Genomic DNA, 26,110 nt, shown 5'->3' with positions numbered 1-26,110 from the left:
CCATGGGATGCGTTGTCACGGCGCCTGCCAGAGCTGGACGCGCGGTCGGCAAAGCCGACCACCCTACAAAGACCCCCGTCAGATGGATCCCAGCACCTGCTTCAACGCGCCCGCATAACGCTCACTGACGGCCACCGCGTCGCCGTTGCGCATTGTCAGCCAGTAGGCGCCGTCGCCGCGGGTCTCCAGGCTTGCGATCTGCTGGCGCCGCACGATCGTGCCCCTGTGCACGCGCAGGAATTCGCCCGGGGCCAGCAGGCCCTCGAGGCGCGCGAGCGTCATCCGGTGCAGCACGGTGCGCCCGGGCAGGTGCAGCTCCACATAATTGCCAGCCGATTCGATGCGCAGGATGTCGCTCACCTTGACCTGCTCGATGCGGCCGACCGAGCGCACGCCGATGTACTCCGGGTACTGCATACCCTTGGCCCGGTCCGCATCGACAAAGCGGCGCAGTGCGGCGCCGTAGGCTTCGCGCTGGCGCTGGCGCAGCATGCTCGCGGCCCGCTCCACGGCCTGGGCGAGGCGCGCATCGTCGAGCGGCTTCAACAGGTAGTCGAGGGCGTGTACCTCGAAGGCGTCGATCGCATGCTCGCTGTAGGCGGTCACGAACACGATCAGGGGCGGCTCGGCCAGGCCGCTGAGTTCGCGCGCCAGCGCCAGGCCCGATTGCCCGGGCATCTGGATGTCCAGGAATACGAGGTCGACCTCGTGCCCGGCGAGGGCCGCGCGCGCCGCCACGGCCCCGTTGCATTCCGCCTGCAGCTGCCAGCCCGGATGGGCGGCCATCGCCAGGCGCAGGTTGACCCTGCCCGGCATTTCGTCGTCGACGATCAGGTAGCGCATTGTCATGCTCATGCTCATGCTCATGCTCATGCCCCGCAGGCCAGCGGCAGCCGGATCTCGGCCACGAAGCGCTCGCCCTGGCGGCCGGCGCGCAGCGAGGCATCCGGGTGCACCAGCCGCAGCCGGTCGCGGGTGTTGGCGAGCCCCAGGCCGGCGCCCGGGTTGGCGGGCGCGCCGCTGCGGGCCGGGTTGGTGACCCGGACCAGCAGCGCGTCTTCCTCCCGGATGAAGGACAGGTGGATGTCGCCCGGGCCTTCGCTGCAATCGAGGTCATGGCGCAGGGCGTTTTCCACCAGCGGCTGCAGCAGCAGCGGCGGGCACGCCACCTCGTGCAGGTGCTCGCCCGCGCCGTCGACGTGCATGCGCAGGCGCTCGCCGTAGCGCAGGCGCTGCAGGTCGAGGTAGTCCTGCACGAAGCGCAGCTCGGCGGCGACGGTGGCCCTGTTGCCGGCGCTGGCCGACAGGACGTAGCGCAGCAGGTCGCTCAGCAGGCCGATACCCTGCAGGGCCAGCGGCTTGTCGTCGCTGCGCACCAGGGCGCTGATCGCGTTCAGGGCGTTGAACAGGAAATGCGGTTCGAGCTGCGCGCGCAGCGCCAGCATGCGTTGTTCCTCGAGCGCCAGGCGCAGGTTGAGCATGTCGGTCTGCGAACGCTGCCACGCCAGTTCGCGCTCCTTCGATTGCCGGGAATAGAACAAGGCCAGCACGGCGGCGAAGGTGCCGGTGGTCGAGAACCAGCCCACCAGCAACATCTTCATCAGGAGCTGCCGGGCGTCCTCCAGGCCGGCCACCTGCAGCATGTCGCGCTGCCAGGCCATCCAGGTCCACTGGGCAGGCTGGAACAGCAGGACGAGCACGACGAACATGCCCAGCACGTTGCGCGGACGCGAGATCAGGATCGGCCAGCGCGTGAGCGCCATGCTCAGGCCGGCGCTCAGCGCGATCAGGGGCACGGCGTATTCGACGAACCAGGTGGCCAGCAGCGCCGGATAGTGGCTCTCGACGCCGGCGCGCAGGTTGTCGCTGTAGGTCTGCAGCGCCCCGAGCACGCTGATGGCCGTCCACAGGCACACGGTAACGAGGACGATGCGCGCGAACGGCGGCAGGCGGAGAATGGATGACTTCATCGGAAAAAGTATAGCAGCGCCCAGGCGCCCCCGGACCGAGGGGAGGGCGAGGCCGTCACATGGAAGCGGCCGTTCGTCACATTTCCGATGAAGCCCGGCAGGACGGTGCGCACAATGGGCACGATCGACACCCGAAAGGCGAGCATGTCCCCCTGCACTACCTTGATCATCCGGGCCGCCGGCGCATGCTGTGCGGCCATGGTCCTGGCATCCGGCCAGGCCGCCGAGGCCGTTCCCGCCGCCGTCATGAGCGAGCTGGCGCGCCAGGGCCTGCCCGCCGCGGCGCTGAGTTACCGGATCGCGCCGCTGGCCGGGCCTTCGGCAAGCGCGCGGCCGCAGGGGCAGGGCGAACACCGCCTTGTGAATCCGGCGTCGGCAATGAAGCTGGTGACGACGCTGGCCGCCCTCGATACGCTCGGTCCGGACCACCGCTGGAGTACCGCGATGCTTGCCGACGCCGCGCCGCGGGACGGAACGCTGGAGGGGAACCTGTACCTGCTGGGCGGCGGTGAACCCAACCTGAGCTGGGAGCGGCTGGGCGGCATGCTGCGCACGCTGCGAAACAGCGGCATCGTCTCCATCGCGGGCGACCTGGTGCTGGACCGCTCGCTGTTCCAGCCGGCCCGGCCGGACCTTGGCGCGCCGCCCTTCGACGACACGCCGGACGCCGCGTACAACGTGATTCCCGATGCGCTGACGGTGTCGGACTACCTGGTGCGCTACACGCTGGCGTCCGATGCATCCGCCGTGGCCGTGCAGACCACGCCGCCGCTGTCCGGCGTCACCGTGGTGAACCGGATGACCATGAATGAACTCCCTTGCGGCGCCTGGGACGAAACCTGGCGCCGGCCGGAGGTGCAGGCCGACGCCCGCGGCGCGGTCCGCATCGTGCTGACGGGCGCCTTCCCCCGCAACTGCCGGACGACGGTCGAACTAGCCACCCTCGAGCGCAACCTCTATGTCGAACGCCTGGTGCGGGCCCTGTGGCAGGAAATGGGTGGGCAGTGGGGCGGCCGGGTGCGTGAGGGCAAGAAGCCAGCCGGCGCCGTCACGCTGGTAGAGCGCCAGTTCGAGAGCTTGGGCGAGACGGTCCGCAGCATCAACAAGACCTCGCACGCGGTCAAGGCGCGCCTGCTGTACCTGGGACTGGGGGCGACCGCGACCACCACCGCGAACGACGCGGCGGCGGATGCGGCGCCTGCAGAGGCCGGCCTGCCGACCCGCGAACGCGCACGCCGGCGCGTGCTCGACTGGGTCGCCGCGCAGGGTGTCGACCCGGCCGGCATGGTGATCGACAACGGCTCCGGGCTGTCGCGTCACGAACGGATCAGCGCCGCGCAGTTGTCTGCATTGCTGCAGCGCTCCGCGTCCAGCCGCTGGCACCCCGAGTTCGCCGCCAGCCTGCCCATCGCGGCGCTGGACGGCACGATGAGCAAGCGCCTGCAGGACAGCCCCGCCGCCGGCAATGCGCGCCTGAAGACCGGCACGCTGCGCGACGTCGCCGCCCTGGCCGGCTACGTGCGCGACCTTCGCGGACAGGACTGGGCCGTGTCGGCCTTCGTCAACGATCCGCAGGCCGACAAGGGCAGGGCGGTGCTCAATGCCCTGGTCACCTGGGTGGCCGGGGGCGGCGCCATCGCGCTGCCCGACTGAACGGAATTCCTCAACGAACAGCGGCGAGGGAAAACCTCCCTGGCCGTCCCGAAACCCTCCTCGCTCATCAACATGCACATCATCCGAACCGGCAGCGCCCGTGCGCTGCTGCTGGCGGCGCACGCCTCCGCCATGTCCGCGGCCTCCGCCCAGGCCGTCCCGCAAGCCATGCAGCAGGTGCTCGTCACGGCCGGCGCCGCGGACGCGCGCCTCGAATCGAGGACCAGCGCGACCACTACCGCCATCGTCGTCGGGCGCGACGAACTCCTGCGCCAGGGCGACCCCAGCCTGGTCGAGGCGCTGAAACGCCAGCCCGGCATCACGGTCGACGCCGCGCCAGGCAGGGACGCGGCGATCCGCATGCGCGGCATGGGCGGCGGCCATGTGGCGATCCTGCTGAACGGCTTGCCTGCGCCCAGTGGCTTCTCGCTCGAATCGCTCAATCCCGACCTGGTCGAACGCATCGAGATCCGGCGCGCCGCCACCGCCGAGACCAGCAGCCAGGCCGTGGCCGGCAGCATCAATATCGTCATGCGGCGCGCCGGGCCGGGCAAGACCGGCCCCGCCACCGAGCTCAAGGCAGGCAGCGCTTTTGTCGGCGGCCGCGCGGCGCCCCAGCTGCTCGCCCAGCACAGCGGCCGCACGGGGACGCTCTCCTACACGCTGGCCGCGACCCTCAGGCGCAACGTCAATGCGATCGATGCCAACACGCTCGAAGAAGGCGCGCAGCCCGCGCTGCTGCGCCGCATCCGCTGGACCGACGAGCAGGTCGAGGACATCCTGGAACTGGCGCCGCGCCTTGCGTGGCAGCCGACGGCGGCCGACAGCGTCAGCGCGCAAGCCTATGTGCGCCGGCGCCATCTCGACAACGTCAAGCGCGAGCGCGAAAGTACCGTGGTCGGCCGGCCGACCGCCTTCCCGCACGCCTGGCAGCGCTTCGAGACGCGCCCCCTGCACGCCTATGCCGACCTGGCCTGGAACCGCAGGATGGAAGCGGGCGCGCGCCTGGCCGTCAAGCTGTCGGGCTTTCATATGGCGCGCGAGGCCGATTTCGTCTTCCGCGGCATGGACCCGCAAGACCGGCTGCTGGAGTCGCACCTGGTCGCCTCCGGCCCCACCGAGCGCGAGTGGAACTTCAGCGGCAGCTGGCGCCGCCCGCTGTGGGGGAGCCACGCGCTGGCCGCCGGCTGGGAGTTCGGCCGCAAGGGGCGCAGCGAATACCGGCGCGAGCGCCATGCCGACCCCGGCGGCCGTGTCTTCTACACCAGCGACGAGGACTACCGCGCCCGGGTGGCGCGCAGCGCCTTCTTCATCCAGGACGAGTGGGACGTCGGCGCCGCCTGGTCCGCCTATGCGGGCCTGCGCCGGGAAGACCTGCATACCACCGGCGAAGGCAATGCGGATGCGCCGGTGGACGTGAAAGCGGGGGCCTGGAGCCCGGTGCTGCAGCTGCTGTTCAGGCCCCCGCGTGCGGAAGGAGACGACGGCCCGCGCGACGGCCTGCGCCTTGCCGTCAGCCGTACCTACAAGGCGCCGGACATCGTCCAGCTCATGCCGCGCCGCTACACGGTCGACAACAACAACAGCGCCGCCAACCCGGACCAACAGGGCAACCCCAGGCTGCGTCCCGAGCTCGCCCTCTCGGTCGACCTGGCCTGGGAGCGCACCATGGGCGAGGGCAACATGCTCAGCGTCAGCGCCTTCCACAAGCGCATCCGCGACATCACGCTGGTGCAGGTTTCGGAGAGCCGCGGCGTGTGGACGGCGACGCCGGAAAACCGCGGCGGCGCTACCGTGCGCGGCATCGAGTTCGAGGGCAAGGCGACGCGCGGAGCGCTGGCGGCGCGCGTCAACCTGGCGCGCAACTGGTCGCGCGTGGACAGCCTGCCGGGGCCGGACCAGCGCATCGAGAACCAGCCGGCCTACAGCGGCAATCTGGGACTGGACTATGCGGCCTCCGGCGGCCGGGTCGACCTGGGCGGTACCTGGACGGTGCGCGGCCCCGTGGTCAGCCGCGCGAGCGCGCTGATCCTCAGCGACAAGGGCATCCGGCGCCAGCTCGACCTGTACGCCGTATGGAAGCGCGACGCCCGCTCGCGCCTGCGCCTGTCGGTGTCGGACCTGGGGCAGCGCCACTACCGGGAGAGCCTGCAGTACCAGGGAAGTTCTCCGCTCGGGCGCACGACCGTCTTCCGGCTGCATCCAGGCTGGCGTCTCGTGTGGGAACAAAGCCTGTGACGGGAAGCGGGACGGGCGCGGGAACGGTAGAATGCAGCCTTTGGGGCGTATGCCCGACCGCTGCATGAAGAAAGAGGAAGCGATGAAGAAGCAAGCAATCCTGTTGGCCGCCCTGTCGGCTGCCGCCGCTGCCGCGCCGGCACAGGAAGTGGTGAAGATCGGCCACGCGGCCGCCGTCACCGGCCCGGTAGCGTATTTCGGCAAGGACACCGAGAACGGCGCCCGCATGGCGATCGAGGCGCTCAACGCGAAAGGTGTCAGCATCGGCGGCAAGAAGGTCCGCTTCGAGCTGGCCGCCGAGGACGACGCCGGCGAGCCGAAGCAGGCGACCGCGGTGGCGCAAAAGCTGGTTGACGCGAAGATCAACGGCATGGTCGGTCACGAGACCTCGGGCACCACCATCCCGGCTTCTAAGATCTATCATGCGGCCGGGATCCCGCAGATCTCGCCTTCGTCGACTTCCCCGGTGTACACGCGGCAGGGCTTCAACACCACCTTCCGCGTGGTGGCCAACGACGTGCAGCTGGGCCAGGCGCTGGGCCGCTACGCGGTCAAGAGCATGAACGCCAGGCGCGTGGCGGTGGTCGACGACCGCACCGCCTACGGCCAGGGACTGGTGACGGAATTCGCGCGCAGCCTGCAGCAGCAGGGCGGCAGGGTGGTGGCGCGCGAGTTCACGACCGACAAGGCAACCGATTTCACCGCCATCATCACGCGCCTGCGCGCCACCAAGCCCGATCTGGTCTTCTTCGGCGGCATGAGCGCCACCGCCGGCCCGATGCTGCGCCAGATGAAGCAGCTCGGCATGAATGTGCGCATGATGGGCGGCGACGGCCTGTGCTCGGACGAGATCCACAAGCTCTCCGGCGGCACCATGGCGGATGGCCAGGTGGTGTGCGCGGAAGCGGGCGGCGTGCAGGGCGAAGCCCGGGCGGCCATGGACAGGTTCCGCGCCGACTACAGGAAGCGTTTCGGTATCGACGTCCAGATCAACGCCCCTTACGCCTTCGACGCGGTGATGACCATGGCCGAGGCGATGGTGAAGGCCGGGTCCAGCCAGCCGGCGAAGTACCTGCCGGTACTGGCCACGATCCAATACAAGGGCGTGACCGGTCCGATCGCTTTCGATGCGCGCGGCGACATCCGCGACGGCGCCATTACGCTGTACTCGTTCAAGGGCGGCAAGCGTTCGCTGCTCACCGTGACCAAATAAGGAGCATGCCGTGGCCGCAAACGATTCCATCAAGCCGGATGCCTTCGCGGCGCTGCAAGCCCGTTTCGGCCAGCAGTCGCGCAAGGCGCAGGCCTATTACACCGTGATGCACGAGGCGCGCGCCATCGTGGGCAGCGACGAGGCGGCCAGCGCCTGGATGAACGAGGCGCAGCCGGCGCTCGGCGGCAGGAGCGCCGCCGAGGCGGTGGGCGAGGGCCGTGAGGATGAGGTCCTGGCCTTCGTGCACTCGCTAAAGAAGTAAGGCGCTCCAGACTGTTTTAGAAAACGCCGAAAAGCAGCAGGACGATCAGCGTCAGCACGATCGAGACGGCGATGGAGCCGAGGCAGCCGAGCTTGTTCGAGAAGAATAGGAACATGGGTGCTCAGTCTCCCGGTCCTTCGCCCGGCATCGTGTCGGCCATCAGGCGTAACTCTTCCGGCGTCAGTTCTTCCGGCTTCTTGTTCGCGAGGCCGTCGACGTCGGCGGTGGCGGACAGGTCCTGCCCGGCCTGCTGTCGGTTCTGCTCCTGGCTCTGTTGCCGGCCTTGCTGCTGGCCTTGGGTAGGCTGGCCGCCTTCCTGACCCGGCTGTTCCTGCGATTTCTGCTGCATGTTCATGATGTGCTCCCTGGTTGGCTTTGCCGTGAGGTGATGCACAAAGTGTGGCACAGAGCGGGTTTTGGCGGCGTCCGGCTCCATGACGCATCATATGGAAGAGCCGAGCTCAAGCTACGCGACCTCGCCATCCTGCGTGAAGGTGTCGCAGGCGCCTTGCGCCGGCGCGCCGCGCTCAATGCCGCCGCAGGGGCGGCACCGAGGGGCTGGCCCGGCCCAGGGCGCGGTCGACGCTGAGCGCCAGTTCGGCCAGCTGGAAGGGCTTGCGCAGCAGGATGTCGCTCCCCAGCACCTGCTCGATCGCCTTCATGTCCGCGTAGCCGGTGGCGATGATCATCGGTATTCCCGGGAACACCTGGCGTGCGCGCAGCATGAGTTCGGCCCCGGTGATCCCCGGCATCAGGTAATCGGTGATGATCAGGTCGGGGCGCGCCTGCTGCAATTCGTCCAGTGCGGCCTCGCCGTTGGCGGCCTGGGTGACGGTGTGTCCGAAGGCTTCCAGCAGGGAGACCATCGATTCGCGCACGAAGTTGTCGTCTTCGACCACCAGGATGCGCGCCCCCGGGCGGGATTCCGGAACCGGCGCCAGCCCAACGGCAGGCTCGGCGCCGGCAGCGCCGTCCCAGGCGCGCAGCCAGATCTCGACGGTGGTCCCGGCGCCCGGCCGGCTGAGGATGCGCGCCGCGCCGCCCGACTGCTGGGCCATGCCGTACACCTGGCTCAGTCCCAGGCCGGTGCCCTTGCCGACCGCCTTGGTGGTAAAGAAGGGTTCGAAGACCCGGGCGACCAGGTCCGGATCCATGCCGCTGCCGCTGTCGGTGACCGCGATGCGAACGTAGTCGCCGGCCGGCAGCAGCCCGTCCGGCGGCTGGGCATTGCCGGCATGGAAGCGAAGCTCGCCCTTGCCCTCGGTCGCGTCGCGCGCATTGATGGCCAGGTTCAGCAGGGCCATCTCCATCTGGTTGGCGTCGGCCACGACGGTGGCGCAGCCGTCCTCCACCTCGAAGCTCAGGCGGATCTGCGAGCCGACCGAGGCCGCCACCAGTTCGCGCACGCCGTCGAACAGGGCGTCCACCCTGGCTTCGCGCAGGTCGAGGTTCTGGTTGCGGGCAAAGGCCAGCAGCTGGCTGGTCAGCTTGCCGCCGCGCTGGCAGGCGCGCCGCGCGATCTCGGCGCGCTGGCGCGCCACCTCGTCCTTCGAGAGCAGCAGGATCAGGTCCATGCTGCCCTGGACCACGTTGAGCAGGTTGTTGAAATCGTGCGCAATGCCGCCGGTGAGGCGGCCGATCGCTTCCATCTTCTGGTACTGCACCATGGCCTGCTGCACCCGTTCGCGCTCAATGACCTCGTTCATCAGGCGGTCGTTGGCCTGGGCCAGGGCGCGCGTGCGCTCTTCGATGCGCGACTCGAGGGTCTCGTTCAGGGACAGCAGGTCTTGCTGGCTCTCCTGCAGGCTGGCGGCGCCGCGTTCGCGGTCGGCCAGCAGGTCGCGCGCCTGGTACTGGCGGCGCCGCGCGCGCAGGGCCGAAGAGGCGGCGCTGCGCAGGGTCTGGGCGTTGAGCGGGCGCTCGAGCAGGATGATGTTGCCCAGCTCCTCCAGGCGGGTGCGGGCGCCGTCGAGCGGGGCGCCGATGGCCTTGGCCAGCAGGATCACGAAGGGGAAATCGGACCACGGCTCCTGGCGCGCCAGCCAGGTATGCAGCGCGCCCATGTCTACCCCGTGCAGGGCTTCCTCGGCGATGATGGCCATTCCCGCGCCCCCCTCGATGGCGGCCGCCAGCACCGGAAAGTCGGGGACGATGTCGCACGCCGCCCTGTCGTGCGCCAGCACCGAGCACATGACTTCGGCGTCGCGCCCGCGCGGCGCCAGGATCAGGATGCGCTCGTCGTGCGGACTAGCTGTCTTCATGCGGCAGGTTCGCCATCATCGGCGTCGAGCCGCGGTAGCTCGGCAGCCCGGTCAGCACGCCGTCGAAGCCTTCCAGCGCGTCGCCGACGCGGACGCCCTCGCGGTTCAGCTGCAGCTCGTGGATGGTGAGCGCGTGTTCGGAAGTGCGGCTCTTGATGACGGTGATGGCGCGCCGCAGGCGGCCGTTCGATTCGAAGAAGCGCATCATCACGGTGCCGTCGCTCAGGTAGCTCATGTCCACGTCCGAGCGCACGTCGCCGACCATGCCGTGCTGGCCCAGCACCATCACCGTGGTCACGCCCTGCTGGTTCAGGAAGGACAGCAGCTCGTGCATCTGCAGCAGCAGGAACTGCTCGCCCGGCATGGCCTGCAGGTAGGCGTTCAGGCTGTCGATGATGACGAAGTCGACGCCGTCGCGTTCTACCGCTTCACGCAGCATCTGCGCGAACTGGCCCGGCGCCAGCTCGGCCGGGTCGATGTGGTGGATGCGCAGCTGGCCGTTGTCGGCGTAGGGACGCAGCTCCAGCCCGAGCGCCGTGCTGCGCGCGAAGAAAGTGCCGAGCCCCTCGTCGAACAGGTACATGGCCGCGTTTTCGCCGCGCTCCAGCGAGGACAGCAGGCAGCGCGTGGCCAGCGTGGTCTTGCCGATCCCGGACGGGCCCACGATCAGGGTATTGGTGCCGCGCACCAGGCCGCCGCCGAGCAGGGCGTCGAGGCCCTCGGACCCGGTGGAGCGGACCATCGGCGTGAAATCGCGGTTGTGCTCGGCCGCGACCAGGCGCGGGTACATCGTGATGCCGCCCGTGTCCAAGGTGTAGTCGTGGTAGCCGCCGCGGAAGCGGATGCCGCGCATCTTGATGATATTGACGCGCCGCCGCTCGGTGCCGAATTCCTTGGCGATCTGTTCCAGGCTGATGACGCCGTGGGCGATGCTGTGCAGGTGCTGGTCGGACTGGCTGGTCTTGTCGTCGAGCAGCAGGACGGTGCAGGCGCGCGCCGAGAAGAACTGCTTGAGCGCCAGGATCTGGCGGCGGTAGCGCAGCGGGTTCTGCGCCAGCAGGCGCATCTCGGACAGGCTGTCGAACACCACGCGCACCGGCTTGATCGCATCGACCCGGTCCATCACCTTGCGGGTGGTCTCGCCCAGCTCGACTTCCGAGGGGTGGAACACCGACTGCTGCGCATCCAGGTCGAGTTCGGTGTCATCGGCCAGTTCGAAGATCGACAGCGCGTCGATGTTCCAGCCGTGGCTGGCCGCCACGGCGCTCAGCTCGTCGGCGGTTTCGGACAGGGTGATGTACAGGCCGGCGTCGCCCTTGGCCACGCCGTCGAGCAGGAACTGCAGGCCCAGCGTGGTCTTGCCCGAGCCCGGCGAACCTTCCACCAGGTAGACGCGCTGCGGGGTCAGGCCGCCGCCCAGGATGTCGTCGAGGCCGGCAATGCCGGTGGAAATGCGGGCGTGTGCAGCGGTATTCATTGATACGGCCTATGCTGGGGTGGCGCTGGCAGCGCGGAAAAAGTGAGGTATACGTTGCGTACCGCCAACGCACGTGGATCACGGCATTATACGCATCCGTTAACGCAAGCCTGATTCCATTTGTAACAATTACATGCCTTCGGGATAAAAAAAAGGGTTCCCGGCCGGGAACCCTTTCGTGGACGGGACAGACCCTGGTCAGAAGCGGTGCGACAGGCGCGCGAACCAGGCCGCGCCGTTCAGGCCGAACTGCACGCTCTCGTACTTGAAGCCGTTGTCGGTCTCGTTCGGGTCCTGCCCGGTCGGCTTCACGTCGAAGATATTGGTGCCGCCCACGGTGAACTTGGTCTTGGTGGTGAACGCCCAGGTGAAGGACAGGTCGGCCGAGGTCTTCGGCTTGTAAACCTGGTTCGGCACCGGCGGACCCGAGAAGGTGCCGAGGGTCTGCGGGCCGAAATGCACGATGCGCAGCCCGGTTTCCAGCTTGCCCAGGGTGTGGTCGAAGCCCAGCGTGGCCTTGCGGCGCGGCGCGCCCTGCTCGATGAACAGGCGCTCGCGCTCGGACAGCAGCACGTCCTCGAAGCCGCGCAGCGCGCTCGGTGCATGCACGCCGGTCACTTCGGTCTTGCTGAAGTTGAGCGCCAGGAAGGTATTCAGCTTGCCCTGCCCGGCATCCATGCGGTGCGAGAGCGTCACGTCCAGGCCCTGGGTCTTGGTGTCCACCGAGTTGACGAAGAACTGCGCCTGGCCCACGCCCAGCTGCTGCAGGGTGGCGCCCAGGGCAGGGTAGTTGTCGGCGTCGAAGCGGCCCGACAGCACGATGCGGTCGTCGATGTCGATGCGGTACAGGTCGGCCGTGAGCGAGGTGGCCTGGCCGGGCGACCAGGTCAGGCCCAGCGTGGTGCTCTTCGATTGCTCGTCCTTCAGTTGCGGGATGCCGGCGGCATTTGCCACGCGGCCCCCGTTCGGCGCCAGCACCACGTCGAGCGGCTGGCCGTTGACGAAGTCGGTGAAGGTCGACGAGAAATACACCTGCTGCAGCGACGGCGCGCGGAAGCCCGTGCTCGCGGAACCGCGCAGGAGCAGGGCCGGGTTGACGCGATAGGCGCCCGCCAGCTTGCCGGTGGTAGTCGAACCGAAGTCCGAATAGCGCTCGTGGCGCAGCGCCGCCTGCAGCTTGAAGCGCTCGGTGAGGTCGGTTTCGATGTCGAGGTAGGCCGCGTTCGAGTGGCGGTCGCTGTCGGTCACGTCGATTGGCTGGAAGCCCGGGAAGCCCTGGCTGCCGGCATTGCCGCCCACGCCGACGCCGTCGGCGTCGATCCAGGAACCCGGCTCGCCCGCCACGATCCTGTAGTTCTCGCGGCGGTGCTCGAAGCCGAAGGCCAGGTTCATGCCCTGGGCGATGCCGCTGTAGAAGCGCGAGACGTCCAGGTTGGTGGTCGCCTGGCGGAACGAGAAGCCGCCGGCATCGAACATGCTGGCGCTCACGCCACGCCCGCCGCGGCTGAGGTCGAGGTTCGCGATCGACGCGTTGAGCGTGTTCGCGATGGTGTAGCGCATGCGGTTGTGGCCGAAGGTCTGCGAGAGGTCGGTGTTCCACTCACCGACTTGCCAACGGTAGCCGAGCGTGCCCCAGTGGTCGTTGATGTCGCCGTTGATGAAGGGGACGAAGCCGTTCGGGTACATCGCCGCCGAGTTGCGCGACGGGATGTCCTCGGAGCCCACGCCTTCGCGCGCCCAGGCGGCCGACGAAGCGTCGCGGTTCTGCGCGCCGGCCGTCACGTACAGCTTGCCGTCGGCCAGCGGGAATTCGCCGTTCAGGTACACGGTGCTGTTCTGCGATTTGGTGTCGCCGATGATGCGCGGATTGCCTTCCTCGGCCCGGTTGGAGCGGCCGCGGTCGTAGTATTCGCCGGTGATGCCGAGCACCCCGCCGGCCACGGCCACGCCGCAGTAAGCCGAGGCCAGGTAGTTGTCGCCGTCGCCCTCGGTGTACTGGCCGAAGCCCGCCACCATCTCGCAGCCCAGGTTCCTCTTCAGTTCGATGTTGATCACCCCGGCGATCGCGTCCGACCCGTACTGCGCGGCGGCGCCGTCGCGCAGCACCTGCACGTTACGGATGGCCATCACGGGAATCGCGTTCATGTCGGTGCCGGTGTTGCCGCGGTTGCGCGCGCCAAACAGGTTCACCAGCGCGGTGGTATGGCGGCGCTTGCCGTTCACCAGCACCAGGGTCTGGTCGGAACCGAGGCCGCGCAGGGCGGCGGAATCGACCAGGTCGGCGCCGTCGGCGCCGGTCTGGCGGGTGGAGTTGAACGAGGGCGAGACATTGTTCAGGACCTGGGCCAGGTCGAACTGGCCGCCCTGTTCGGCGGCCTTGGTCATCGAAATGGTATCGACCGGTACCGGGGTGTCGATCGCCGACGAATTGCCGACGCGGCGCGAGCCGACGATGCTGACGCTCTGTATCCCGCTCTCCGCCGCTGCAGGAGTGCCTGCGGCGACGGGCGTCGTGGATGCCGTGTCCTGGGCATGGGCGGCGGGCGTCATGACGGCGAATGCGGCGCCGCCGTATAGGGCAAGCAGGACCGAACGGGGAAGGCGTTTGAGTGTGAGCACTGGTTACTCCTGAGGAAAATTGAATACTAATCAATCCCACGGCCGAGCACCAAGGCCCTGTAGCATTAACGCAACGTTGTAAATATATTACTCCAGCTTATACAATTAAAATCGTCAAATTTGTGTCTGCATATGTAGAAACGCCGCAACAAATTTTTAAATAAGTCGATCAACACCTCGAGAAATGTAGGACTTTTCTTACGTTGAGCTACTATTAGTGGAAGTTCGGTTAGCCAGTTTTCAGACTTCTTGGTATGAATGTCGCATAAAGTGGCCAGACCAAATGGCAAGTGGCCAGCAGCAAGCGCGAGCTTGCAGACTGATGAGATTTGACGTGGAAATAACAATGCTAAACAACCTGAAGATTGGAACACGCCTGGCACTGGGCTTCGGCGCGATGGGGATGCTGACGCTCCTGCTGGCCACCATCGCGCTGCTGCGCATGGCCGACACGGCGCAAATGGTTGCCGAAGAAAAACGCATCCGCACGACCCAGCTCGCCCAGTTGATCGAACTGCGCGAAGCACTTGGCCAGACCGGCCTTGCGGCCCGCAATGCCTACATCTACGAACGTGACGAAGATGCGCTCAGGGAACTCGACGTCCTGGACCAGCAGCGCGCCATCTTCCTGGACCGCCTCGGCCGGCTCGAACCCATCCTCGGCAAGCGCGCCGACTTCGGCAAGGCCAGCCTCGGCCTGAAAGCGATGGCGCGGGAACTGGGCCGTCCCCGCCAATACCGCAGCGCGCAGCAGATGAGCGAGTTCGGCGTCTTCCTCGTCAATGAGTGCAGCCCGCTGCGCCGGCAGATCGTGGCCGACCTCGATGTGGTCATCAAGAATATCGAGTCGGAGCTGAAGACGGCCAGCGAAGGCGTCGATACGGTGCTGGACGATTCAAGGAACCTGATCATCGCCATTGCCGCGATTGCGCTGGTGGGCGGCGCGATCCTGGCCTACCGCGTCACGGTCGGCATTACGCGTCCGCTGCGGGAAGCCTCGCGCTTTGCCGAAGCCGTCGCGGTGGGTGACCTTACCGCACATATCGATACCGGATCGAAAGATGAAATCGGCAGCCTGCTGCAGGCCCTGACCACCATGCGCGTCGGCCTGGCCCGGATCGTCGGCGGGGTACGTTCGGGAACCGAATCGATCTCGGTCAGCAGCCGCCAGATCGCTTCCGGCAACCAGGACCTGTCGGCCCGCACCGAGGAGCAGGCCAGTTCGCTGCAGCAGACCGTCGGCACCATGCATTCGCTGACCGATATGGTCAACCGCAATGCGCAAGATGCGCGCTCGGCCAGCGCCCTGGCGGCCGAGGCATCGCGCATCGCGGACCGCGGCGGCGCCATCGTCGGCGACGTGGTCAGGACGATGGGCGACATCAGCCACGCGTCGAACCAGATCGTCGACATCATCGCCGTCATCGACGGCATCGCCTTCCAGACCAACATCCTGGCCCTGAACGCGGCCGTCGAGGCGGCGCGCGCGGGCGAGCAGGGCCGCGGCTTCGCCGTGGTGGCGGCGGAAGTGCGCCAGCTCGCGCAGCGCTCCGCGAATGCGGCGCAGGAAGTCAAGCAGCTGATCCATGCGTCGGTGTCGAAGATCGACGACGGCACCACCCTGGTCGACCAGTCGGGCAAGACCATGCAGGAGCTGCTCGGCAGCGTCCAGCGCGTGAATGCCCTGATCGAGCGGATCGCCGCTGCCAGCGACGAGCAGGCCGGCAGCGTGCGTGAAATCCATGCCGCCGTCGGACAGGTGGACGACCTGACCCAGCAGAACTCCTCGCTGGTGGAGCAGGCGGCAGCGGCGGCCGAGTCGATGCACGACCAGGCCAGGGAACTGGCGCGGCAGGTCGAGGTGTTCCGAATCGCCTGACGCGCCAGGGATACGCTAGGCCGCGCGTGCGGGCCTATAGGCGGCGTCGTTGGCCGCAGGGCGGCCCCGCATCCGCGGTGGCGGCGCCGCGCTGACCGACATCGGCTGCTCATCCGCGAGCAGGGTCACCACGGCCGGCAAGTCGATGCCGTTGATCGCGGCCTGGAAACGGCGGACCAGCTCGCGGCACAGTTTCTCTTCCAGCGGGAGCCCGGCCTTGCCGGCAGCAAGCCGGCGGCGTGCACGCGCCAGGTGCTGGCGCGCATTCACCGCCTGCGTGCCGAGCACCGCCGCGATGTCGGCATGGCTGCAGTCGAGGGCTTCGTGCAGTACCAGGGCCAGGCGTTCGGACGGCGACAGGCGCGCCAGCAGGCAGGCCAGGGCCTCGCCCAGTTCGGCGCAGCGCAGCAGATCGCGTTCCGGCGGCCCGGACGCTTCCAGGGGCGCCAGTTCCATGGCCTCCTGCACCGCCACGGCCTCGCGCGCGCGCCGGCGCAGGCGGTCGATCGACTGGCGCCGCACGACCGTGGTCAGCCAGGCCGCGGGCGTTGCCAATGCGGCTTTGTCGAGGCCATGCCATTTCAGGTAGCAGTCCTGCACGATGTCCTCGGCATCGGCCGCATTGCCGACGATGCGGCTGCTGATCGCCGTCAGGCGCGGGCGCAGCCCTTCGAAGGTAGCGCCATCTGGATCGGTGGTGCAGGGCATCGCAGTCTCCTGTCGCGGTGGGATGTCCACATGACGCTTGGCGGCGCCGGAATGTGACGGGCGGGCGATATTTTTTTCGCGACGTCACGCGGGGGCGGCGGCAAGCGTCATGCAGGTAGACCAACTCTACCGCGAAAGGACGACCATGATGCCTCATTTTCCAACGGGGCTGGGCCTGGTGCCCACCGTCATCGAACAGACCGGGCGCGGCGAGCGCGCCTTCGACATCTACTCGCGCCTGCTGAAGGAGCGCGTGATCTTCCTGGTCGGCGAAGTCACCGAGCAGTCGGCCAACCTGCTGGTGGCCCAGATGCTGTTCCTGGAATCCGAGAACTCCGACAAGGATATTGCGTTGTATATCAATTCGCCGGGCGGCTCGGTGTATGCCGGCATGGCCGTGTACGACACGATGCAGTTCATCCAGCCGGAGGTATCGACCCTGTGCACGGGTTTTGCGGCCAGCATGGGTTCCTTCCTGCTGGCCGCGGGCGCTCCCGGCAAGCGCTATGCGCTGCCGAATGCCCGCATCATGATCCACCAGCCGCACGGCGGCTCGCAGGGCGTGGCGGCCGACATCGAGATCCAGGCGCGCGAGATCCTGTACCAGCGCCACCGCCTGAACAGCCTGCTGGCCGAGCGCACCGGGCAGCCGCTGGCGCGCATCGAGAAAGACTCGGACCGCGACAATTTCATGTCGGCCGGCCAGGCCGCGGAATACGGGCTGGTCGACCGCGTGCTGGATGTGCGCCGATGAATGCGCCCATGAATGCGCCCATGAATGCGCCCATGAAAAAACCGCGGCGCGGGGCGAGCCCGGGCCGCGGCTGAGCGGGCGGCGCAGTGGGCCGCCGCCGGGACAGGGTCAGGGCTTGCTGGCGGCCTTGGCCGGCTCCACCTTGGCAGCACCGTCGTTCGGCCATGCCACGCCCAGCCAGGACGCATTCATCGCCTTTTGCGCGTCGCTCGCCTTGTCGACGGCCTGCAGCTTGGCCTTGCCTTTCGGCTGCTGCGTCGGCGTGAGCTGCTTCTCGACCAGCTCGTCGCGGCGGAACAGGTGCACCTTGAACGGCGCCGCCTTGGCGAGCGCCATCTTGTCGCCGATGTCCTTGGCGGACACGCGCAGGCCGTTCACGGCCACCAGGGTGTCGCCCGAGACCACGCCGGCCTTCCATGCGGGGCTATCGCGCTCGACGACGGTGACGACCGCCGGATCGCTGCCTTCGCGCAGTGTCCAGCCGGCCCACCATTCCGTCTTCTGCTCCTGGTCCTTCGGCACGTCGACGACCTTCTTCAGGCCGACCTGGGCCAGCAGGGTGTCGAACGGGATCTCGGCAGTGCCGTCCACGTACTGGGCCCACCAGCCGCTCCAGTCCTGGCCGCTGACCGCGCGCAGCGCGGCCAGCACGGCCGGCACGTCGTAGCCCCCCTGGGCGGTCGAATGCTTCTCGAACAGGACGCGGTGCATGTCCTCGAGGCCACGCTTGCCGCCGGTCTGGCGGCGCAGTTCGAGGTCCATCATCAGCGCCAGCACCTGGCCCTTGGAATAGATGTTCACCGAGGCGTTGCGGGCACGCTCGCCGCCCACGGCGATCCACTCGTCGAAGCTGGCGTCGGCCGCGCTTTGCTGGAAGCGGCCCGGCTGGCGCAGGTAGTCGTCGATCAGCTTGGCGTAACCCTCCAGGAACTCCTCGCGCTTCTGCAGGCCGGCGCGCAGCACGATCAGCTCGTCGTAGTAGGAGGTGTGGCCTTCGGCGATCCACAGCAGGCGGTTGTAGTTCTCGTTCTGGTAGTCGTAGGGCACCATCTCCTTCGGACGGTAGGCCTTGACGTTCCAGGTGTGATAGAACTCGTGCGCGGCCACGCGCAGGAAGTCGAGGTAGGGCTTGCGCGGCGCGAAGGTCCAGCGCGGCTTCTGGATGACGGTGGAATTGGCGTGCTCGGTGGCGCCGCCGACGCCGTCGGTGGCGTGGACGATGAACAGGTAGCGCTGGAAGGGATACTTGTTATCGTACATCTTCGCGGTCTCGGCGACGATCTTCTTCAGGTCCGTCATCATCTGCTTGCCGTCGTGGTTGCCGCGGCCCCAGATCGCCAGTTCGATGTTGCGGCCATCGACCTTGTCGCTGTAGAACTCGTGGATGCCGGTCTCGATCGGCGCGTCGACCAGCACGTCGTAGTTGGGCGCAACGAAGCAATGGTCGCAGTTGCCCGCGTCCATGCCCGAGCGCGACTTCCAGCCCTGCGGCACGTCCAGCTTGACCTTGACCGGTTCCTTGCGGAAGGGCGCCGCGTAGACGAACACGCCGCTGGCGTCCAGGTAGGCGTGGGTCTCGTCGATGTGGCGGGTGCGCTCGCCCAGCAGGTTGGCGTACAGCTCGTACTGCACGGTCACCGCGTCGCCCGGCTTGGTACGGACCTGCCAGGTGCCCTTGTCGGTCTTGGCGACCGCCAGCGGCTGGCCCTTGGCATCGAAGGCCTTGAACAGGCGCAAGCCGTTGGCCAGGTTGAGCATGTTGTAGCGGCCGGTGCGCCAGTTCGGCATCTGCACGTCCAGCGTGCTGCCGGTGGTCGCCGGGAAGGTGGCGCGCACTTCGGCCAGGTGCTGTGCCGCATTGGTAATGCGCAGCTGGTAATCGACGTCGGCGCGTGCGGTGGCACTGGCGCCGAGCATGATCAGGGGGAGGGTGTAGGCAAGGAAGGGTGGTTTCATGTCCGCGGTGTGGTGTGGTGTGGGCTCTGCCTGAGCTCTAGTGGGTATGCGCGGAAGTGTAGCGCAGCTTTTGCTGGACGGACAGCATCTTTGCCTGTACGTACAGGCCCTAGGACCCGGCAGCGTCGCCGGCGATGCTGGTCACCACGGCGTCCGGCTCGGCGCGGCCGCCGACCAGGATGGCGCCTTGCTCCACCTGTGTACGGATCAGGCAGGACTGGCCCGTGGCGCGTCCCTGCAGCAGCGTGACGCCGTGTCCGAGCAGCGCCGTGAGCGCGCCCGCCGCCACGCCGGTGGCGCTGTCTTCGAGCGCCGGATCGAGGTGGTTGAAGTTGCGTCCTTCGAATCGGCCATCGGCCAGGCGGCACCAGGCGTAGATACCGTTCACCCCAAGCGTCTTGCCCCATGCGGTGATCGCCTCCAGGTCCGGCCGCAGGCCATGCAGGGTGGCGGCGTCCGGCACTTCGACCAGCAGCTTCGGGCTGCCGACCGAGGCCACCTGCGGCGGCGAGGCCAGCGCCAGGCCGGGGGCCGCCAGCAGGCGCGCCGGGAGGCCGGGCGCAAGTAGGGGCTGCGCGACCTGTTGCGCCTGCAGGCGAATGTAACAGCCGTCGCCGCCGCGCAGCAGTTCCAGGCGCTGGCCGCGCATCGCCGTCGTCACCCCCAGCTGCGGGGCGTCGGGATGGCGCGCGAAGAGCACATGCGCCACCGCCAGGGTCGCGTGCAGGCACAGCGGGCTGCGCATGGGCGGATAGTAGAAGTCGACCACGTCGCCATCGAGGAAGACGCAGGTCGTGTTGCGCGCCCGCGCCAGGGCGCGGCGTGCTTCCTCGTTCGAGCGGTCGCCCTCGATGACGAGGGCCGGGTTGCCGCCGCCGGCGTGCTCGCCGAAACACTTCAGGGCACGAATCTGCATCGTATTTCCTTGCTGAACGGATCGTCTCGGTTATACTGTGTTTTTATACAGTATTGCTGGTTTGACTAGCATTGTATCCCCTTTGCCTCGCGTTTGTTCACCCTCTGCCGATGACCGATCCGCTCTCCACGCCACCCCAGGTACTGCCTCCATATGCGGAGCTGTTCTGCCTGTCGAACTTCTCCTTCCTCGAAGGCGCCTCGCATGCGGAGGAACTGGTGGCGCGGGCGGTGCAGCTCGATTATTTCGCGCTGGCCTTGACCGACGAATGCTCCCTGGCCGGCGTGGTGCGCGCCCATGCCGAGGCGAAGAAGGCCGGGTTGCCGCTGGTGATCGGCGCCCACTTTCACCTGAAGAACGCGGACGGCAGCCCCGCGCTCTCCCTGGTGCTGCTGGCCAAGAACCGCAACGGCTACGGCAACCTGGCGGAGCTGATCACCCTGGGCCGCACCCGTAGCGGGAAGGGGACCTACTTCCTCACGCCGGACGACCTGGCCCGGCCCGCGCCCGCCTACGCGCACCTGAAGCACATGCCCGACTGCCTGGCGATCCTGCTGCCGCATTATCCTTCGCACGAAGCGCTCGACGTCGACCGCCTGCACGCCCAGGCCGCGTGGATGGCCACCGCCTTCCCGGGCCGCGCCTGGCTCGGCCTGGTGCTGCTGCACCGTGCTTTCGACGAGGCGCACCGCGAGACGGTGGAAGAGGTGGGCTGGCAGCACGGCCTGCCGATCACGGCGCTCGGTCACGTGGTGATGCATGTGCGCTCGCGCAAGCCCCTGCAGGACACGCTCACCGCCACCCGCCTGAAGAAGCCAGTGGCCGATTGCGGCTACGGCCTGGCCCAGAACGCCGAGCAGCACCTGCGTTCGCGCCTGCGCCTGTCGAACATCTACGGGCGCGAGGCGCTGGCCGAGACGGTGCGCATCGCGCGCCTGTGTACCTTCTCGCTCGACGAGCTGCGCTACGAATACCCGGACGAAGTGGTCCCGCCCGGCCACGATGCCCGCAGCTTCCTGCGCCAGGAGACCTATATCGGCGCGCACCGGCGCTTCCGCGACGGCATCCCCGCCAAGGTGCAGGCCCAGGTCGAGCACGAACTGCAGCTGATCGCCGAGATGAAGTACGAGCACTACTTCCTCACCGTGTACGACATCGTGCGCTTCGCACGCTCGCAGCACATCCTGTGCCAGGGACGCGGTTCGGCCGCCAACTCGGCCGTGTGCTACTGCCTCGGCATCACCGAAGTCGACCCGGCGCGCGCCAGCCTGCTGTTCGAGCGCTTCATCTCGAAGGAGCGCAACGAACCGCCCGACATCGACGTCGACTTCGAGCACCAGCGCCGCGAAGAAGTCATCCAGTACATCTATCAAAAATACGGGCGCGAGCGCGCGGCGCTGGCGGCGGTGGTGATCAGCTACCGTCCAAAGAGCGCGCTGCGCGACAGCGGACGGGCGCTCGGCATCGACCTGGCCATCGTCGAGAAGGTGGCCAAGACCCACCACTGGTTCGACAGCCGCGCCGATCTGCTGGGGCGCCTGGCCGAGGCGGGGCTGGACCCGGAATCGCGCCTGGCGCAGCAATGGGCAACGCTGGCGGACAAGCTGCTGAACTTCCCGCGCCACCTGTCGCAGCACCCGGGCGGCTTCGTCATCGCACGCGGCAAGCTGTCGCGCCTGGTGCCGATCGAGAACGCCACCATGGCGGACCGCAGCGTCATCCAGTGGGACAAGAACGACCTCGAGGAACTCGGCCTGATGAAGGTCGACGTGCTGGCGCTGGGCATGCTGTCGATGATGCGCCGCGGCCTCGAACTGGTGGGCCAGCGCTACGGCAACCTGTTCGAGATGCAGGACATCCCGCCCGACGACACCGCTACCTACGACATGATCTGCGCGGCCGACACCGTGGGCGTGTTCCAGATCGAGTCGCGCGCCCAGATGAGCATGCTGCCGCGCATGCGTCCGCGCCGCTTCTACGACCTGGTCATCGAGGTGGCCGTAGTGCGCCCCGGTCCGATCCAGGGCGGCATGGTGCATCCCTACCTGCGGCGGCGCCAGGGCTTCGAACCCGTGCATTATCCGAGCCCGGAGATGAAGGTGGCTTTGGCGCGCACACTGGGCGTGCCGATCTTCCAGGAACAGGTGATGCAGGTGGCGATCCTCGGCGCCGGCTTCACGCCGGGCGAGGCGGACCAGTTGCGGCGCGCGATGGCGGCCTGGAAGCGCAAGGGCGGGCTGGAGAAGTATTACGACCGCATCGTGCGCGGCATGCTGGAGCGCGGCTACACGCTGGAGTTCGCGGAAGCGATCTTCAGCCAGATCCAGGGCTTCGGCGAGTATGGTTTTCCCGAGTCGCACGCGGCCAGCTTCGCGCTGCTGGCCTATGCCAGCTCCTGGCTCAAGTGCCACGAGCCGGCGGCTTTCCTGTGTGCGCTGCTCAATAGCCAGCCGATGGGCTTCTACAGCCCGTCGCAGCTGGTGCAGGACGCGCGCCGCCACGGCATCGAGGTGCGCCCGGCGGATGTCGCCATCAGCGGCTGGGATTCGACCCTGGAAGAATACGATCCGGCCGACCGGTCGCGCCAGCCGGCGGTGCGCCTCGGCCTGAACCTGCTGCGGGGGCTGAAGCAGGATGTGGCGCTGCGCATCGAGATGGCGCGCGCCGTGCGTGCGTTCGAGAGCGTGGCCGACCTCGCGCGCCGCGCCGGGCTCGACAGGGGCGACCTGCAGGTGCTGGCCGGCGCCAATGCGCTGCAGTCGCTGGCCGGGCACCGGCGCGAAGCGCTGTGGCAGGCGGTAGGCGCGGTGCCCGACCGCGACCTGCTGCGCCCGACCACGCCGCAGGAAGAACTGCCGCAGCTCGCCGCGCCTTCCGAGGCCGACGAGATCGTGGGCGACTACCGCGCCCAGGGCCTGACGCTCGGCCGCCATCCGCTGGCGCTGTTGCGCGAAGGACTGCTGGCCAGGCGCTTCATGCCGGCGTCTACCCTGATGGACTACGCCGACGGCCAGCTGGCGCGCGCCTGCGGCCTGGTGACGGTGCGCCAGCGCCCCGGCACCGCCAAGGGGGTGCTGTTCATGACGCTGGAAGACGAGACCGGGAACATCAACGTGATCGTGTGGCCCACGCTGGTGGAGCAGCAGCGGCGCGAAGTGCTGAATGCGCCGCTGCTGGGGGTGTACGGCGTGTGGCAGAAGCAGGGGTCGGAGCAGGGGCAGGTGCGCCACCTGGTGGCCAAGCGGCTGGTGGACATGTCGCATTTGCTGGGGAAACTGCGGGCGCCGAGCCGGGATTTCTGCTGACCGCTACGCTTCAAGCCGCCCGGTCCCAGTGGAGACCTGCCGCGGACACGAGGAATGGTACATCGGCAGCGATTTCTGACTTATCATGCGGTAACACCGCTCGACTGCGTCGATGGTGGAGATCCGCATCCCGATTCAAGGAATTGCTTGTGCGGCACGAGAATTGAATGGAGAGGATTCAGGCGCGCCTTGCCGCTCTCCCTGCTTGCACGACGAGTTTCCGAATGAGCAAGAATTCGCGACACGCACTTCCACCGGCATCGCACGCAGCTGCCGCATGCGACTGGGACCCGATTGCACTGGCCGATGCATCGCCATCGATCGCGTGGACTGCCGACGCCGAGGGCGCGGTCGATCATGTCAACCGGCGCTGGCTCGCCTATACGGGCATGTCGCTGCGGGAGAGTCTCACGGCCGGATGGGCTCCCGTGCTGCACCCCGATGACCTGCAGGGCTTTACCGCAGCGTGGGCTCAGGCCCGCGCGTCAGGCGAAGCCTGCGAGACCGAATGCCGGTTCATGCGGGCGTCCGACGCCAGCCACCGGTGGCATCGCGTCCAGCTCGCGCCGCTGCGCGATCGCAGCGGAGGCATCGTCCGATGGTTTGCCAGCTGCGTCGACATCGACGCGCTGAAACGGACGGCTGCCGACGTCGACATGCGGGTATGCGAACGAACGGCCGAGCTCCTTGCGTCGAATGCGCAGCTGCGCGAGGAGCTGGAACGGCGCACCCTGCTGACCCGGACGCAGCAACGCGACGCGCTCCGGCTCAACGACATCATCACGACCCAGTGCCAGCTCACCGAAGCGAAGCTCGACCTCGAAGCATTCCTGGAACTCGTCGTCTACCGGATGGACGCGCTGACGGGGGCGACGGGATCGGTCGTCGAGATCGTCGAGGGCGAGGAGATGGTCTACAGGGCGGGCTCGGGAGTGACACGGTCCTACGTCGGCATGCGCCTGAAGCGCGGCAACAGTATTTCCGGATTGTGCGTGCGCATGAGGGAAGTCCTCCATTGCGTCGACAGCGAAATCGACGAGCGGGTGGACAAGACCGCATGCCGGCTGATCGGCGCGCGTTCGATGCTCGTCGCCCCGCTGTTCCACGAGGGCGAGGCTGTCGGGGTCTTGAAGACCATCTCATCGACACCCTTCGCCTTCGGCGCGGCCGACATCCAGACCCTGCAGCTCATGGCGGGCCTGGTCGGCTCCGCATTCGCACACCAGGCGGCATTCAGCGACAAGGAAGGCCTGCTTGCCGAACTCGGCGCAGCTGTCGCCGCGTTCAGGGCGAGCGAGCAGCGAACCCGGACGATCATCGACAGTGCGCATGACGCCTTCGTGGCGGTGAATGCCGACGGACGGATCACCGACTGGAACCAGCGGGCCCAGGAAACCTTCGGATGGACGCGGCAGGAAGCGCTCGGGCAAGCCCTGGATGGGCTGATCGTTCCCGAACGCTATCGCGCTGCCCACGTGGCGGGCATGGCGCGCTTCAACGCGTCGCGCGAAGGTGCACGGATCAACAGGCGTCTCGAATTGCACGCCATTCGCAAGAACGGACAGGAATTTCCCGTCGAGATGACGATCAGCGTGATCACGAACGCTGCCGGCGACGAGTTCTGCGCCTTCCTGCACGATATTACGGACCGTAAACTGGCGGAACAAAGCCTGCGGCACATGGCCCAGATGGACCAACTGACCGACCTGCCGAATCGCAGGCTGTTCAATGACAGGCTGGACAGCGCCATTGCGCGGGCCCGCCGCAGCAACAAACTGATGGCGCTGATTTACCTCGACATCGACCATTTCAAGCAGATCAACGACAGTCTCGGCCACCAGGTCGGAGACGCCTTGCTGCGCGAGTTCGGCGCCCGGCTCAAGGCCAGCGTCCGTGTCGTCGATACCGTGGCGCGGCTTGGCGGTGACGAATTCGTGATGATTCTCGAACAATTGCAGGAGCCCGCCGATTCGGACATCATCATTGCCAAGATCCTGGACAACGTGCGTCGCCCCGTGGAGATCGAGGGACGAACCCTGCACGTCACCACGAGCCTGGGCGGCGCCTTTTATTCCGCCCAAATGCATTCTCCGGACGAATTGCTGGCCCGCGCCGATGAAGCCTTGTACAAGGCCAAGCAGGCGGGACGCAACCAGGGGTGCTGGGCAAGCGACTGAGGACAGCGGACTCGCGCCGGCAGCCGCCGGCAGCGTCGAATGCCCCGCCAGGCACACGACGCTGCCGGGCTGCCAGGGAACAGAACTGGCATACAGGGGGAAAGCTGTGTCGACACCAATCATCCGGGTCGTGATGGGCGTAAGCGGATGCGGCAAGAGCGAAGTTGGCAGGCGGCTGGCGCACGCCATGCACGGGCGCTTCATCGAGGGCGATGCTTTCCATTCGCCCGACAAGCTTGCCAAGATGTCCGCCGGAGAGCCGCTCACGGATGCCGACCGGTACGGCTGGCTGCACGCCCTGCGCGCCGAAATCGTGGGCGCGGCCGGGGCCGGAGAGTCCGTGGTGCTGTCCTGCTCCGCGCTGAAACGCGCCTATCGCGACATCTTGCGCGGCGAGGGTGGCGAGGGTGGCGAGCGTGAAGTTGGCTACGGTTCGCGCATCTGCTTCATCCACCTGCATGGCGAGCGCGAGCTGATCGCCCGGCGCATGGCTGCGCGCAGCGGCCACTTCATGCCGCTTTCCCTGCTCGACAGCCAGTTGCGCGACCTCGAGCCGCTCCAGCCGGACGAATGCGGCCTCACGCTCGACCTGCGCGAACCGCCGGCGCGTCTGGTGGAGCAGGCCTTGGCCTGCTGCGCCTCCTGAAACCTCTCGTTACACACTCGTTTCCACGCCGTGGTTTTCTGATGATTTTCCGGGCTTCCCATCTGCTACGCTCACG

General features: G+C 67.7%; 18 protein-coding genes. 9 read left to right on the top strand and 9 right to left on the bottom strand.

Annotation, left to right across the window (positions count from 1 at the left end):
- Positions 1–78 precede the first annotated feature (78 nt).
- Together AC56KL_RS04145 and AC56KL_RS04140 are read right to left on the bottom strand one after the other, a co-directional pair.
- Positions 79–855 carry a LytR/AlgR family response regulator transcription factor gene (locus AC56KL_RS04145; protein WP_497178865.1) on the bottom strand — a complete coding sequence of 259 codons (777 nt, stop codon included), beginning with the start codon at positions 853–855 and terminating at the stop codon, positions 79–81.
- 14 nt (positions 856–869) lie between these two features.
- Positions 870–1,970, bottom strand: a complete 1,101-nt coding sequence (locus AC56KL_RS04140; RefSeq protein WP_497178864.1) for a sensor histidine kinase — start codon at positions 1,968–1,970, stop codon at positions 870–872.
- A gap of 144 nt (positions 1,971–2,114) precedes the next feature.
- Between AC56KL_RS04140 and dacB the strand changes: the two genes are divergently transcribed.
- From dacB to AC56KL_RS04120, 4 genes are all read left to right on the top strand, one after another.
- On the top strand, positions 2,115–3,623 hold the full coding sequence (dacB, locus tag AC56KL_RS04135; RefSeq protein ID WP_497178863.1) for a D-alanyl-D-alanine carboxypeptidase/D-alanyl-D-alanine endopeptidase: 1,509 nt from the start codon (positions 2,115–2,117) through the stop codon (positions 3,621–3,623).
- Between the two features lie 72 nt (positions 3,624–3,695).
- Positions 3,696–5,861, top strand: a complete 2,166-nt coding sequence (locus AC56KL_RS04130; RefSeq protein ID WP_497178862.1) for a TonB-dependent receptor plug domain-containing protein — start codon at positions 3,696–3,698, stop codon at positions 5,859–5,861.
- Between the two features lie 82 nt (positions 5,862–5,943).
- Positions 5,944–7,074 carry a branched-chain amino acid ABC transporter substrate-binding protein gene (locus AC56KL_RS04125; protein WP_497178861.1) on the top strand — a complete coding sequence of 377 codons (1,131 nt, stop codon included), beginning with the start codon at positions 5,944–5,946 and terminating at the stop codon, positions 7,072–7,074.
- 10 nt (positions 7,075–7,084) lie between these two features.
- Positions 7,085–7,336, top strand: a complete 252-nt coding sequence (locus AC56KL_RS04120) for an MbcA/ParS/Xre antitoxin family protein (RefSeq protein WP_497178860.1) — start codon at positions 7,085–7,087, stop codon at positions 7,334–7,336.
- A 121-nt stretch (positions 7,337–7,457) separates the two neighbouring features.
- Here AC56KL_RS04120 and AC56KL_RS04115 read toward each other — a convergent pair whose 3' ends face one another.
- The 4 genes from AC56KL_RS04115 to AC56KL_RS04100 all read right to left on the bottom strand — a co-directional run bounded on the left by AC56KL_RS04115 (position 7,458) and on the right by AC56KL_RS04100 (position 13,693).
- Entirely contained in the window at positions 7,458–7,691 is a 234-nt protein-coding gene (locus AC56KL_RS04115; RefSeq protein WP_497178859.1) for a hypothetical protein, read from the bottom strand.
- 172 nt (positions 7,692–7,863) lie between these two features.
- Positions 7,864–9,597 carry a response regulator gene (locus AC56KL_RS04110; RefSeq protein ID WP_497178858.1) on the bottom strand — a complete coding sequence of 578 codons (1,734 nt, stop codon included), beginning with the start codon at positions 9,595–9,597 and terminating at the stop codon, positions 7,864–7,866.
- Positions 9,584–11,074 (bottom strand): ATPase domain-containing protein, encoded by a 1,491-nt coding sequence (locus AC56KL_RS04105; RefSeq protein WP_497178857.1) that lies wholly within the window; start codon positions 11,072–11,074, stop codon positions 9,584–9,586. The genes AC56KL_RS04110 and AC56KL_RS04105 overlap by 14 nt, the downstream gene beginning before the upstream one ends.
- A gap of 198 nt (positions 11,075–11,272) precedes the next feature.
- Positions 11,273–13,693: a TonB-dependent receptor plug domain-containing protein gene (locus tag AC56KL_RS04100; RefSeq protein ID WP_497178856.1), complete on the bottom strand. Its 2,421-nt coding sequence runs from the start codon at positions 13,691–13,693 to the stop codon at positions 11,273–11,275.
- A gap of 346 nt (positions 13,694–14,039) precedes the next feature.
- On the opposite strand from AC56KL_RS04100, the gene AC56KL_RS04095 reads away from it, so the two are divergent.
- Positions 14,040–15,572 (top strand): methyl-accepting chemotaxis protein, encoded by a 1,533-nt coding sequence (locus AC56KL_RS04095; protein ID WP_497178855.1) that lies wholly within the window; start codon positions 14,040–14,042, stop codon positions 15,570–15,572.
- Between the two features lie 15 nt (positions 15,573–15,587).
- Here the strand turns inward: AC56KL_RS04095 and AC56KL_RS04090 are convergent, their stop codons facing one another.
- A complete protein-coding gene (locus AC56KL_RS04090) occupies positions 15,588–16,280 on the bottom strand; it encodes a sigma-70 family RNA polymerase sigma factor (protein WP_497178854.1) in 693 nt (230 codons plus the stop codon).
- A gap of 148 nt (positions 16,281–16,428) precedes the next feature.
- Here AC56KL_RS04090 and clpP point away from each other — a divergent pair, with 148 nt between their 5' ends.
- Positions 16,429–17,034 carry an ATP-dependent Clp endopeptidase proteolytic subunit ClpP gene (gene clpP / locus AC56KL_RS04085; RefSeq protein ID WP_497178853.1) on the top strand — a complete coding sequence of 202 codons (606 nt, stop codon included), beginning with the start codon at positions 16,429–16,431 and terminating at the stop codon, positions 17,032–17,034.
- A gap of 108 nt (positions 17,035–17,142) precedes the next feature.
- On the opposite strand, the gene AC56KL_RS04080 is transcribed toward clpP, so the two are convergent.
- Both AC56KL_RS04080 and AC56KL_RS04075 read right to left on the bottom strand, forming a co-directional pair.
- Complete coding sequence (locus AC56KL_RS04080) at positions 17,143–18,990, bottom strand: M61 family metallopeptidase (protein WP_497178852.1); 1,848 nt, start codon at positions 18,988–18,990, stop codon at positions 17,143–17,145.
- Positions 18,991–19,099: 109 nt separating this feature from the next.
- Entirely contained in the window at positions 19,100–19,906 is an 807-nt protein-coding gene (locus AC56KL_RS04075; RefSeq protein ID WP_497178851.1) for a PhzF family phenazine biosynthesis protein, read from the bottom strand.
- A 110-nt stretch (positions 19,907–20,016) separates the two neighbouring features.
- Between AC56KL_RS04075 and AC56KL_RS04070 the strand changes: the two genes are divergently transcribed.
- The 3 genes from AC56KL_RS04070 to AC56KL_RS04060 all read left to right on the top strand — a co-directional run bounded on the left by AC56KL_RS04070 (position 20,017) and on the right by AC56KL_RS04060 (position 26,034).
- Positions 20,017–23,211: an error-prone DNA polymerase gene (locus tag AC56KL_RS04070; RefSeq protein ID WP_497178850.1), complete on the top strand. Its 3,195-nt coding sequence runs from the start codon at positions 20,017–20,019 to the stop codon at positions 23,209–23,211.
- Between the two features lie 224 nt (positions 23,212–23,435).
- Positions 23,436–25,388, top strand: a complete 1,953-nt coding sequence (locus AC56KL_RS04065) for a diguanylate cyclase domain-containing protein (RefSeq protein ID WP_497178849.1) — start codon at positions 23,436–23,438, stop codon at positions 25,386–25,388.
- 106 nt (positions 25,389–25,494) lie between these two features.
- Positions 25,495–26,034, top strand: coding sequence for a gluconokinase (locus tag AC56KL_RS04060; RefSeq protein ID WP_497178848.1), 540 nt, complete (start codon positions 25,495–25,497; stop codon positions 26,032–26,034).
- The last annotated feature ends 76 nt before the right edge of the window (positions 26,035–26,110 follow it).

Source organism: Telluria sp. ZB4P34, assembly GCF_059686055.1.
This window is presented reverse-complemented; position numbering and strand designations above follow the sequence as displayed.

Bases quoted from the DNA above. Each gene is read 5' to 3' on its own strand.
- AC56KL_RS04145 (WP_497178865.1), bottom strand. From the start codon at position 855: ATGAGCATGACAATGCGCTACCTGATCGTCGACGACGAAATGCCGGGC.
- AC56KL_RS04140 (WP_497178864.1), bottom strand. From the start codon at position 1,970: ATGAAGTCATCCATTCTCCGCCTGCCGCCGTTCGCGCGCATCGTCCTC.
- dacB (WP_497178863.1), top strand. From the start codon at position 2,115: ATGTCCCCCTGCACTACCTTGATCATCCGGGCCGCCGGCGCATGCTGT.
- AC56KL_RS04130 (WP_497178862.1), top strand. From the start codon at position 3,696: ATGCACATCATCCGAACCGGCAGCGCCCGTGCGCTGCTGCTGGCGGCG.
- AC56KL_RS04125 (WP_497178861.1), top strand. From the start codon at position 5,944: ATGAAGAAGCAAGCAATCCTGTTGGCCGCCCTGTCGGCTGCCGCCGCT.
- AC56KL_RS04115 (WP_497178859.1), bottom strand. From the start codon at position 7,691: ATGAACATGCAGCAGAAATCGCAGGAACAGCCGGGTCAGGAAGGCGGC.
- AC56KL_RS04110 (WP_497178858.1), bottom strand. From the start codon at position 9,597: ATGAAGACAGCTAGTCCGCACGACGAGCGCATCCTGATCCTGGCGCCG.
- AC56KL_RS04105 (WP_497178857.1), bottom strand. From the start codon at position 11,074: ATGAATACCGCTGCACACGCCCGCATTTCCACCGGCATTGCCGGCCTC.
- AC56KL_RS04095 (WP_497178855.1), top strand. From the start codon at position 14,040: ATGCTAAACAACCTGAAGATTGGAACACGCCTGGCACTGGGCTTCGGC.
- AC56KL_RS04090 (WP_497178854.1), bottom strand. From the start codon at position 16,280: ATGCCCTGCACCACCGATCCAGATGGCGCTACCTTCGAAGGGCTGCGC.
- clpP (WP_497178853.1), top strand. From the start codon at position 16,429: ATGCCTCATTTTCCAACGGGGCTGGGCCTGGTGCCCACCGTCATCGAA.
- AC56KL_RS04080 (WP_497178852.1), bottom strand. From the start codon at position 18,990: ATGAAACCACCCTTCCTTGCCTACACCCTCCCCCTGATCATGCTCGGC.
- AC56KL_RS04075 (WP_497178851.1), bottom strand. From the start codon at position 19,906: ATGCAGATTCGTGCCCTGAAGTGTTTCGGCGAGCACGCCGGCGGCGGC.
- AC56KL_RS04070 (WP_497178850.1), top strand. From the start codon at position 20,017: ATGACCGATCCGCTCTCCACGCCACCCCAGGTACTGCCTCCATATGCG.
- AC56KL_RS04065 (WP_497178849.1), top strand. From the start codon at position 23,436: ATGAGCAAGAATTCGCGACACGCACTTCCACCGGCATCGCACGCAGCT.